We start from the raw sequence: 10851 nt of genomic DNA, 5'->3' as shown, positions 1-10851 counted from the left end.
GGGCTGCCGTTCACGTTGGTGCTGCTGGCGGCCTGCTTCGCGGTCATCAAGGGGCTGAGGAGCGAACCCAAGAGCCTCTGATCGACGAGACAGTTTGCGGGGGGAGTCCTCGGTGATCGGTTATCCGCTTGGTGAAACAGCATCGGACGTTTGGCCGGCCATTCTTTCATCGTTTCCACTGGTGTTTGATGGTGCAGCGTCTTCTGCGGGATATGGTGCTTGTACAGTCAACATGCAGTGCAAGTCGGGAGCCAGCCCGGAGGAGTGACTGCTGGACGGAGTTTCCCCTGTGTTGAGGGGTATCCTGAATGAAGTTCACACAGCACCGCGCCGCTCACGCGTAGCGTTGGAGCGCCTCGAGCACGGCTGTGTCGACGTCGATACCGATAGCGTCCGCCGCGCTCCGCCGACCGGGCACATGGGTGCCGCTTTCGGCGATCCGATCGAGCTGGCGGGTCAGGCGCGCGGAGAAGTCATCATCGATGGCCGTGGGCAGGATGCTGATGATCGTCATGCCTGCGTCTACGCGCCGCTGTTCGTCTCGGAAGTCGGTCATGTCCATCGACCAGGCCGCACCGGACACACCGGCCGCCAGACACTCGACCATCAGCGCGACGTTGGCACCCTTGGCCCCGCCGAAGGCCAGCAGCGTGCCCTTCAGGGCGGCTCGGGCATCGGTGGTGGGGCGCCCTCGGTCGTCGACGGCCCAGCCTTCGGGGATGGGCCGCCCCTCGTCGGCGGAACGGACCAGGTTGACGAAGGCCGTGGCGCTGGAGGCCTGGTCGATGAGCAGCGGGGCGCTTGGATCGGCCAGCGGCGCGGCGAAGGCCATCGGATTGGTGCCGAACACGGCCCGGCTGTCGGCGCTGCCGGCAAGCACGGCCGGACTGTTGGACACGGCCAGGGCGATCAGCCCTTCCAGGGCCAGGCGGCGGGCGTAGTCGCCCAGCTCGCCGGTGGTGAAGCCGTTGCCCTGGGTGAAGAGCGTCACCCCGAGTCGGCGCGTGCGCTCGACCAGCGTCGGTAAGGCTTGGTCGAAGCCGAGTTGGGCGATGCCGCCATCCGCATCGGAGTGGAGGATGGCGGGCAGGGGCGAGTTGAGCGTGGGCGAGGCCTGGCCGTTGATGAGTCCTGACTGGAAGCTCGGCAGATAGTCCAGCAGGTGGGCGAGGCCCACGACGGGCCGCCCGTACGCCTCGGCCGCTACCGTGGCCCTGGCCAGCGAGCGTGCGCTGGCGGCGCTGGCACCGGCGCCGAGGCAGGCACGTTCGGCGAGGGTTTCCGCCTCGGCCAGGGTGAGTGTCGATCGATACATGGTCGTCACAGGTCCTTGACCAGCCGCAGGGCGTCGTAGATGGCGGCATGGGTGTTGCGCGAGGCCACGGCATCGCCGATGCGGAACAGCTGGAAGCCGTCGCCGCCGTTGCGGACCATCGTCTGCGGACGACCGAGGATCAGGTCGTCATAGTCCACCGCGCCGCCGTTGCAGGAGTGCGGCTTGAGTTCGAAGTAGATGTCGGACAGCGGCGTGATGCCATAGTTGACTACCACCTGATCGATGCGCCGCTCCTGGGCCAGCTCCTGCCCATCCGGAAGGGCGTAGTCGCTGGTGATGCGGGCCAGCAGCGCGTCGCCGTCGCGCTCCACGGATTTCAGCCGGTAGGTGGATGTGAAGGTGACGTTGGGGCGCTGCAGGGCGCGCATGTAGGGCACCAGGTTCATGGCCATGATGTCGGCCGCGAAGGTGCGGTCCGGGGTCATGATCTCGAGTTCGGCACCGGTTGTGGCGATGATTTCCGCGGCTTGCATGGCGGCGTTGTCGCCGGTCTCGTCGAACAGCAGCACCCGCTTGCCCGGGGCCACGTGCCCGGAGATGACGTCCCAGGTGTTGATCACCAGTTCGTGGCCGATCTTCGGGAGCTCGTCTTGTGGGTAGCCGCCGGTGGCCACGATCACCGCATCCGGCGACTCGGCGAGCACGTCCTCGACTTCGGCCCAGACGTTGTAGCGAATTTCCACGCCCAGCTTGTCGCATTGCGCCAGGCGCCAGTCGATGATGCCCATCATTTCGCGGCGGCGCTCGCTCTGGGCGGTGAGGCGCACCTGGCCGCCGGCGTCGCTGGCGGCCTCCAGCACCGTCACGCGGTGGCCGCGTTCACCCGCTACCCGCGCCGCCTCGAGTCCCGCTGGGCCCGCCCCGATGATCACGATACGCCGCGAGGCCTCGGCCCTGGGGATGGTGTGCGGCATGGTGGTCTCGCGGCCGGTGGCGGCGTTGTGGATGCAGTAGGCGGCGCCGCCCTGGTAGATGCGGTCGAGGCAGTAGTTGGCGCCGACGCAGGGGCGGATCTCCTCCTCGCGGCCCTCCATCAGCTTGCGCACCAGATGCGGGTCGGCCATGTGGGCGCGGGTCATGCCGATCATGTCGGCCTTGCCGGCGGCGATGGCGTGGCGGGCCGTGGCCACGTCCTGGATCTTGGCGCCGTGGAAGGTCGGGAAGTCGACCCGGCGGCGGATCTCGCCGGCGAAGTCCAGATGCGGGGCGCTGGGCATGCCCTGCACGGGGATGACGTCGGTGAGCCCGGGGTCAGTGTCGATATGCCCACGCACCACGTTGAGGAAGTCGATCAGGCCGCTATCCTTCAGGCGCCGGGAAATCTCGAAGCCGTCGTCGGCGCTGAGGCCTCCGTCCAGCATCTCGTCGCCGGTGTAGCGTACCCCGACGATGAAGTCCTCGCCGACGCGCTGGCGGATGGCGCTCAGCACCTCGAAGGTGAAGCGCAGCCGGTTATCCAGTTCGCCGCCATAGGGCCCTTCGAGAGTGTTGGTCAGCGGAGACCAGAACTGGTCCATGAGGTGGCCGTAGGCCTGCAGCTCGATGCCGTCGAGGCCGGCGGCGTGCATGCGCTCTGCGGCATCGGCGTAGTCGCGGATCAGTCGCTCGATGTCCCAGTTCTCGACCTGTTTGGGAAAGGCGCGGTGCGAAGCCTCGCGACGATGGGAGGCCGACACCGCCGGCAGCCAGTCGCCCTTGTCCCAGCGTGTGCGGCGGCCCAGATGTGTCAGCTGGATCATTACCGCGGTGCCGTGCTCGTGGCAGGCATCGGTTAGTTCACGCATCCAGGGCACCACCTCGTCCTTGTAGGCCAGGATGTTGTTGAACACCGGCGGGCTGTCCTTGGCCACCGCCGCGGAGCCGGCCGTCATGGTCAGGCCGATGCCGGCCCGTGCACGCTCGGCGTGATACTCCCGGTAAAGCGCCTTGGGCATGCCGTCTTCGGGGTAGGCGGGCTCGTGGGACGTCATCATCAGGCGGTTCTTGAGGGTCAGGTGCTTGAGCCGGTAGGGCTGCAGCAGCGGGTCGTTCGCCATGGCCGGGCCTCTGTCTTGTTGTGTGTCGGCTCGATCAAGGTAGGTGCGCCTGTACATTGTTGTCAATCAAATGTACATGAATGTACATTCGTGTCGGTAACGACCCTGGCGAAGCACCGCGACGGCGCCGTCATACATCATCGGAAGGAGACTGGGCCATGGCGCAGGACACTGTGATCGGCATCATCGGAGGGCAGGGCTGGATGGGACGATCCCTCGGCATGGCACTGCTGGAGAGTGGCGATTGGCCCGCGGAGCATCTGTTGATCTCGTCCCGCACGGTGCAAGGCGAGGCATTTCGCGACTGGCCCGGGGTGCGCTGCCTCGACGACAATCAGGCGCTGGTCGACCGGGTGGATGTCGTCGTGCTCTCCGTGCGGCCGCAGGATCTGGACGCCATCGAGGTCGACGCGCACGGCAAGCTGGTGATCTCGCTGCTGGCGATGACCTCGCTGGAGGCGATCGTCGAGCGGGTGGGCAGCCGACGTGTGGTCAGGGCGATGCCGAACGCGGCGGCGGAGCTGCGTCGGGCCTATTTCCCCTGGTATGCCGACTCGGAGGTCGATGGTGACGACCGACGACTCGCGCAGACCCTGCTCGCGAGCTGCGGTACGGCGAGGGAGGTGCCCTCGGAGCGCGATCTGGACTACCTCACCGCCCTGAGTGGCGCGGGGCCGGCCTATCCGGCGTTACTCGCCCAGGCGCTGCTGACGCATGCGAGGCAGGCGGGGATCCACGACGAGATCGCACGTGAAGCCGTCATCGAGACCCTGGTGGGGGGATCGCTGCTGCTGGAGCGTGAGGGCGTCGATCCCGGGGAGATGGTCGAACGGCTGATCGCCTATGAAGGCACCACGGCCAAGGGCCTGCGCAGCATGATCGATGGCGGCCTCGAGCGGGTGGTACATCGAGGCCTCGACGAGGCCTACCGAGCCGCGCGTGGGGAGGAATAGCGGCAATGGGCTCAACGGTCCCGCGCAGAGGGTTCATAGCCATGCCGGGCATGGAAACGGCGCAGTTCGCCCGGCGGCGGGGTCCGTCCGGTGAAAATCTCGACGTAGTCGGGCATGCGCTGCATGCGAGTCTCCAGCGTTTCCTGGGTCTTCATCGAGATGTAGCCGATCTGGGTGAGATAGATGGTGCGGCCGCGCACGTTGGCGGCCAGCGGCGCGTAGCCGTGCGCCTCGAACATGCGCGTCAGCGCTTCGATGCGAATCTCATCGGCCGCATCGATCTCCCGGGCGACGGCGTTGGATTGCAGGGCCCAGCTGCGGATCGCGAATTCCAGCTGGGCGTCGAACAGGGTCGGATCCAGCCAGCAGTCGAAGACATTGAGGATCGCCTCGACGATGTTGTCGGCATAGGCCTCGGTCTGGGTCACCAGACCCCGGGTGTTCTTCTCTCGCCAGCGCTCGATCAGGGCATCGAGCAGCGCCTCGCGATCCTTGAAGAACCAGTAGAAGCTGGTGCGGGACACATTGAGCCGCTTGGCCAGAGGCAGGATGCGCACGCTGCCCACGCCAGATTCGAGCAGCAGCTCGAAGGCGGCATCGAGCCAGGCCTCGCGAGAGCCCTTCCATCGGGTTTCATGGCGGTCGTCGGGGGGCATCGCGGAATCGGGCTCCGGTTCTAGGCGAATGAATCCGAAGAGTACAGCGGTGTCGAGTTAATGTACATTCGGTCGCGGATGCGATCCCCTCAGTCACACTGCGGTTCACGGAGAATACATCATGAGTATCAGACAGGCGTCTTCGGGCAGCCCTCGCCGAATCGGGTTCTTGCTGATGCCGGGATTCGCCTTGACCTCCTTCTCCCTGGCGGTGGAGGCGCCGAGCGTGGTTAACCAGCTCGGCGGCTAGGAAAGCGACGAGGGCGGCAACTTCCTCTGGCACATCACCAGCTGATAGCGGGCCATGCCGTTGCGGGCGGAAAAGACCTGCATGTTGCGAGCGCCGCATGCGTAGCGGACATTGACGGGCTCGTTGAGCATCTGCGCCTCGATATCGAAGCGCCGCATCTGTTCCCGCACTCGCCGCAGGCGGCCCAGCGTGAGGGCACTCTCATCCACGTCGATTTTCTCTGCATCGAGTTCGATCTGGCCGGCGCCGGCCAGATCACTACGTTGCATGTGCCAGTCCAGTTCCATGATCAGTCGTCCAGACCGTCACTGCGTGCGTTCTTCTCCGCATCGATGTGGGCCTGCAGGACGCGACCATGGACCTGTTGGGTACGCTCGACTCGGCCGATAAAGCCCGGCTCCTTGGCGTAGCCGAAGATGGCCGTGTGACGCTCGCCCTTGCCTTCGACGACGCGGTGCATGGAGAAGCGCCCCTTGAAGATCTGCAGGTCACCAAGCTCGAGCAACAGGGTCTTGACCTTGTCACGCTGACCGTCGAGTACGTCCTTGACATCGTCGTAGTGCTCGTCCCCTGGCTCGCGCAGGTCGGGGCAGTACTCGAACTCTCCACCGCTGAGTGGTCTCTTCGTCAGCAGGCTGACGATGAATTCGTTGGTGTCGTAGTGCCATGGCAGCGAGGAACCTTCCGGCATGATGTTCGCGACCACACCGGCCAGAGGATCATCGAAGGTATAGAGCTGAGTTTCCTCGAGGCAGTCGGTGACGAAGCGCTGGAAAGCCGGGTGACGATAGAGGCCGAGGCATAGGCCCTCTTCGGGAAACCAGTCCATGGCCACGAAGGCGTTCGAAAAGGCCGAGAAGCGCCGACGCGGATGATCTTCCGGCAGCGACGGCTCGTCGCTGTTGAAGTAAGGGGTGATTTGTCCGTGGGAGAAGTGAGCCTTGTCGGCGATGCCGGCGACTTCCGCTTCCAGTCGGTCGTGATACTCCGGACGAATGAATCCATCGATGCGCGCGCAGCCCTTGTCGTTCAGTGCCTCACGAATCTCGGCGATGCGTGCCTGGTAGGCCTCGCTGTCGGGGCGATCGATGGGCCAGGCCTCGAGATCGATGCAGTCAATACCGGGAATGAGGGCGTTCTTGGCTTGTTGCTGAGCAGACGACATGGTGAGCTCCTTGTGGGAGATGATTCAGTGATGCTTATAGTAATTTCGCTACAGTGGCGATATAAAATGGGAAATACAGTAAAAAGCATAAGGTTTTCTAATGAATATGCTGGAGCGTACTCACTGGCTGCTGCTGGCGGCTCTCAAGGATTCCGGCTCGATCACCCTGGCGGCGGCGTCGCTGAATATCACTCAGTCGGCGGCCAGCCAGCGTTTGAGCGAGGCCGAGCGCCGCCTCGGCGTGCGTCTGGCGGTCAAGCAGGGGCGGGGGCTGGTACTGACCGAAGCCGGGGAGACGATTGCCGCGGCGGCACGCGTGGCGACGCCACTGCTGCAGTCGGCGGAGTCTGATGCCATCTGGCAAGACAAGCGCAGTGCCAATCGTGTACGGGTGGCCTGGACGCACTTCGACCCGTCGGGGTTGGCCTCGATGCTGCTGCGGCTGGGAAGTCGGATGGAGCCGAGTCTGGATCTGGAATTCGTGCGTGTGCCCAGCGAGCGCCCCGCATCACCGCTCGGCAGTGACGTCGCGGACCTTGTGTTGCTGCCGGGTGCCATGGCAGTACCGAATCTCGACAGTCGGGGCTTGCTGCGCGATCGTCTTGTGGCGGTTGTCGGGGCGGGGTCTCATTTAGCGGCGCGGGAGCGGATGAGCCCGGAGGACTTTCATGGTGAGCGATTCCTGACCTATGGCCTGAGGCCTGAGGCGGGATGGGAGTATGACCTCTTTTTCGAGAGGGGACGGCGGTTTCCGACCGGTGTATCGCGGGTCGAATCCACGGAGCTGATCTGCCAGCTGGTGGCGAGGGGGGATGGGGTGTCCATCTTGCCGTCCTTCTGCGTGACGATGTCGGCCTGGGCGGAGAGATTGCGCGCCGTCGAGCTGGATGTGACGCCCATCACCTTCGAGTGGAGGGCTCGCTACACGAGTGACGAAGGCGGTGAGCTGTCACGGGCAGGGCGCCTGGTGGAGGCCATGGCGGCTGATATCGACGCCGATATCGACCGCTATTGCCTATCGTCTCGGACCGGGCGTTCCTGAATGTGGGCATGCAGCTGGGCCGCCAGCTGTCGTGCTGCCTCGCTGGGCTGACCCGGGCGTCGATGCAGGGTGATGTCTGTGGTCGGCAGCTCGGGCAGCTCCCCGTTGTGTTCGAGGGCGCGCAGACCGGGTCCGATCATCGAGGGTGTCAGCACCGTCACCGCTAGCCCAGCCCGTACCGCAGCGGACAGCCCCGCCAGGCTGGTGCTGGCATAGGCGATGCGCCAGGCTATGCCGGCGGCTTCGAGGGCGGCGATGGCGCGCTCACGAAAGATACAGACGCCTTCGCGTGACACCGCCAGGGGCAGGGGCTTCCTGGCATGGGTCTCATGGCCTGATGCCCCCGCCCAGATCATGGGTTCACGTCGCAGTATCTCACCGCCGGGGCTGTTGGGTTGCCGGGTAGCGATCGCCAGGTCCAGGGCGCCGGAGCGGACGTCCTGTACCAGGTCGACGCTCAGACCACAGTGCACTTCCAGTTCGACCCCGGGGAAACGGTCCTCGAACGCCGACAGTGCCTCCGGGAGATACACGAGGTAATCGTCGGGAATGCCGAGTCGCACCACGCCATCCAGCCGCTGTTCTCGAACGTCCTGCCAGGCCAGCGCATTCTGCCGCAGCATCTGTCGGGCATGGGCCAGCAGTCGTTCCCCCGCAGGTGTCGGCGTCGCGGCCCGTTGGCCCCGCTGTAGAAGACGGCAATCGAAAAGCTCTTCCAGACGCTTCATATGGGCGCTGACCGTGGACTGCGCCATGTGCTGCTGCTCCGCGGCGGCGGTGAAGCCCCCCTGATCCACCACGCTGATGAAGGTCCTTAGCAGGACGAGATCCAGCGGTCGTTGGGTATTGGGAACGGTCATCACGAACTCCGATGGCGTTATCAAGAAACTTCGTTTCTATGATACGCAGGCGTCGTCGAGAATGCGCGCTGCCACCGCCTGCGTGTTCTGGATCGCTACGCGGGCCCGCCGCGAAAAGGTGTCGAGCCAGTACCTCGTGATCGCGATGAGAAGCGCTCCATCGTGATACCGAGCCCATCGAAAGAGGAGAAGTGCTCATGTCACGTCAACACGATTCCCGGCAGCATCACCAGCGTGACGATTTCCCGTCCCTGCCGATGCCAGCGATGCCGCCCCTCGGCGTTTTGATCTGGGCGAGAAAACTACGGCCCGAAAAGCGCTCGAAGCCCGGACGCCAAGTCTGACAGGACGCTCAGGGCGTCTTGCCATGAGCAGCGGCGCGTCATCCCCCCGGTGGCGACGGCTTGCCTTCCATTCACCCACTCATTGAGCTTTATGGCTAAACAAGAGGCCGGCCCGGTGGCCGGCATCAATCCACCGGTCTTTTATCCCTCAGCGGGCATCATCCTGGCCTTCGTGATCTTCACCGTCGCGATGCCGGACATCGCCGGTGCCTGGTTCGGCGCCCTGCAGGCCTGGATCATCGAAACCTTCGGTTGGTTCTACATGCTGGCCATGGGCATCTATCTGGTGCTGGCACTGATCCTGGCCTTCAGCCGCTATGGACGGATCAAGCTCGGCCCTGATCACAGCGAGCCAGACTTCAGCTATGTGTCCTGGTTCGCCATGCTGTTTTCCGCTGGCATGGGGATCGGTCTGATCTTCTATGGTGTGGCCGAGCCGGTCTTCCACTTCGCCGGCCCGCCGATGGGCGAGGCCGAGACGCCGACCGCGGCGCGCGATGCCATGCGCCTGGCCTTCTTCCACTGGGGCATGCATGCCTGGGGCGTCTATGCCATCGTGGCGCTGGCGCTGGCCTACTTCAGCTTTCGTCACGGTCTGCCGCTGCGCATCAGCTCGGCCCTGTATCCGCTGATCGGCAAGCGGATCCAAGGTCCGATCGGACATGCCGTCGACGTCTTCGCCGTTTTCGGCACCATGTTCGGCATCGCCACCTCGCTGGGGCTTGGCGTGATGCAGATCAATGCCGGCTTGAACTACCTGTTCGATATCCCGACCGGGCCCATGGTGCAGCTGGGACTGATTGCTCTGGTGACCGGGATCGCGACCCTTTCTGTCGTGGCGGGTCTCGACGGCGGTATTCGCCGAATCTCCGAGTGGAATCTGCGCCTGGCGGTGATCCTGCTGGTGTTCGTCGCGGTCACTGGCCCGACGCTGTTCATCTTTCAGTCGCTGGCCCAGAACGTCGGTACCTATCTCTCTTCTGCGCTCGACATGACGTTCAACATCTACGCCTATGTCGGTGACGAGGAGACGGCATCCTTCATGGGTGGCTGGACGCTGTTCTACTGGGCGTGGTTTATCGCCTGGTCACCGTTCGTCGGCATGTTCGTGGCTCGCGTATCCCGCGGCCGCTCGATCCGCGAGTTCGTGCTCGGTGTCATCTTCGTGCCGGTCGGCGTGACCTGCGTGTGGCTGACCGTGTTCGGTGATACGGCCCTGCATGGGCTCATGAGTGGTGCCATGCCGAATCTGGTCGATCAGGTATTCGCCGACAGTGCCACCTCACTTTTCCATTTCCTGGATGCACTGCCACTGGCCAGTATTTCCTCGGTCGTCGCGACGCTGTTGGTCATCACCTTCTTCGTGACGTCGTCCGACTCGGGCTCGCTGGTCATCGACACCCTCACGGCCAAGGACGATGGTGAACCGGCGGTCTGGCAGCGCGTCTTCTGGGCGGTCGCAGAAGGGCTGGTGGCTTCGGCGCTGATCCTGGCCGGGGGCAGCAATGTGCTGTCCGCACTGCAGGCCGCCTCACTGGCCTCGGCGCTGCCGTTTGCGCCGATTCTGATGCTGGTCGGCTTTGGACTCTTCAAGTCGCTGCGCATCGAGGCCTGTAAACGCGACAGCCTTCAGCACGTGGCTAACACCCCCGGACACGTGTCACGCATCGGATCGGAGCAGGACTATTCCTGGCAGGAGCGTCTCGGTGTGCTGGTGTCCTCGCCCGGTCGCCAGCAGGTGGTCGACTTCCTCGATGCCACCGTCGAGCCGGCCATGCGCGAGGTGGCCAAGGAGTTCGAGAAGCAGGCGCTGGACGTGCGTATCACTCGCGAGGAAGATCGCTGCACCATGCGTGTGGGTCACGGCGACGAGGCCGACTTCTTCTATGGCGTGCGGGCTCGCGCCTATGCGGCGCCGTCGTTCACCTACAGCGGCCTGGGGGCTCGCTCGAACGCTGAAGATGGTGGCCACTACCGCGCCGAGGTCTTCCTGCGCGAAGGGGGACAGAAGTACAGCATCGTCGGCTACCTCGAGTCCCAGGTGATCGGCGATATCCTCGATCAGTATGAGAAGCACCTGCACTTCCTGCATCTGGTTCGCTAGGTAAGACGGCTGTGATGATCTCGGCGGCCGCCTGCGCTTACGTGGGCGGCCGTCTTAGCATCTTCTCAGGGTCATCTGATGGTGATGCTGGCGGCTTTCACTTGG

9 protein-coding genes and 1 pseudogene are annotated in these 10851 nt (G+C 64.5%); 3 read left to right on the top strand and 7 right to left on the bottom strand.

The window, feature by feature from the left end; all coding sequences use genetic code 11:
• Nucleotides 1–46: 46 nt before the first annotated feature.
• The 3 genes and pseudogenes from UYS_RS19075 to UYS_RS0211475 form a co-directional block, all read right to left on the bottom strand.
• A pseudogene (locus UYS_RS19075) lies at nucleotides 47–227 on the bottom strand (hypothetical protein); the annotation flags it as partial.
• Nucleotides 228–334: 107 nt separating this feature from the next.
• Complete coding sequence (locus tag UYS_RS0211480) at nucleotides 335–1315, bottom strand: Ldh family oxidoreductase (protein WP_016855656.1); 981 nt, start codon at nucleotides 1313–1315, stop codon at nucleotides 335–337.
• A 5-nt stretch (nucleotides 1316–1320) separates the two neighbouring features.
• Nucleotides 1321–3372 (bottom strand): NADH:flavin oxidoreductase, encoded by a 2052-nt coding sequence (locus tag UYS_RS0211475; protein WP_016855655.1) that lies wholly within the window; start codon nucleotides 3370–3372, stop codon nucleotides 1321–1323.
• Nucleotides 3373–3530: 158 nt separating this feature from the next.
• On the opposite strand from UYS_RS0211475, the gene UYS_RS0211470 reads away from it, so the two are divergent.
• Nucleotides 3531–4325: a pyrroline-5-carboxylate reductase family protein gene (locus UYS_RS0211470; RefSeq protein WP_016855654.1), complete on the top strand. Its 795-nt coding sequence runs from the start codon at nucleotides 3531–3533 to the stop codon at nucleotides 4323–4325.
• 11 nt (nucleotides 4326–4336) lie between these two features.
• Here the strand turns inward: UYS_RS0211470 and UYS_RS0211465 are convergent, their stop codons facing one another.
• From UYS_RS0211465 to UYS_RS0211450, 3 genes are all read right to left on the bottom strand, one after another.
• Nucleotides 4337–4981 carry a TetR/AcrR family transcriptional regulator gene (locus UYS_RS0211465; RefSeq protein ID WP_016855653.1) on the bottom strand — a complete coding sequence of 215 codons (645 nt, stop codon included), beginning with the start codon at nucleotides 4979–4981 and terminating at the stop codon, nucleotides 4337–4339.
• 246 nt (nucleotides 4982–5227) lie between these two features.
• Nucleotides 5228–5518, bottom strand: coding sequence for a hypothetical protein (locus UYS_RS0211455; protein WP_016855651.1), 291 nt, complete (start codon nucleotides 5516–5518; stop codon nucleotides 5228–5230).
• Nucleotides 5519–5520: 2 nt separating this feature from the next.
• Nucleotides 5521–6396 carry a HalD/BesD family halogenase gene (locus UYS_RS0211450; RefSeq protein WP_016855650.1) on the bottom strand — a complete coding sequence of 292 codons (876 nt, stop codon included), beginning with the start codon at nucleotides 6394–6396 and terminating at the stop codon, nucleotides 5521–5523.
• Between the two features lie 100 nt (nucleotides 6397–6496).
• Between UYS_RS0211450 and UYS_RS0211445 the strand changes: the two genes are divergently transcribed.
• Nucleotides 6497–7438, top strand: coding sequence for a LysR family transcriptional regulator (locus UYS_RS0211445; RefSeq protein WP_026068512.1), 942 nt, complete (start codon nucleotides 6497–6499; stop codon nucleotides 7436–7438).
• Here the strand turns inward: UYS_RS0211445 and UYS_RS0211440 are convergent.
• Nucleotides 7405–8298: a LysR substrate-binding domain-containing protein gene (locus UYS_RS0211440; RefSeq protein ID WP_016855648.1), complete on the bottom strand. Its 894-nt coding sequence runs from the start codon at nucleotides 8296–8298 to the stop codon at nucleotides 7405–7407. The genes UYS_RS0211445 and UYS_RS0211440 overlap by 34 nt on opposite strands.
• A gap of 435 nt (nucleotides 8299–8733) precedes the next feature.
• On the opposite strand from UYS_RS0211440, the gene betT reads away from it, so the two are divergent.
• Nucleotides 8734–10746: a choline BCCT transporter BetT gene (gene betT, locus UYS_RS0211435; RefSeq protein ID WP_026068511.1), complete on the top strand. Its 2013-nt coding sequence runs from the start codon at nucleotides 8734–8736 to the stop codon at nucleotides 10744–10746.
• Nucleotides 10747–10851: the final 105 nt, after the last annotated feature.

The sequence above is a fragment of the Halomonas smyrnensis AAD6 genome (assembly GCF_000265245.1).
GTDB lineage: Bacteria > Pseudomonadota > Gammaproteobacteria > Pseudomonadales > Halomonadaceae > Halomonas > Halomonas smyrnensis.
This window is presented reverse-complemented; position numbering and strand designations above follow the sequence as displayed.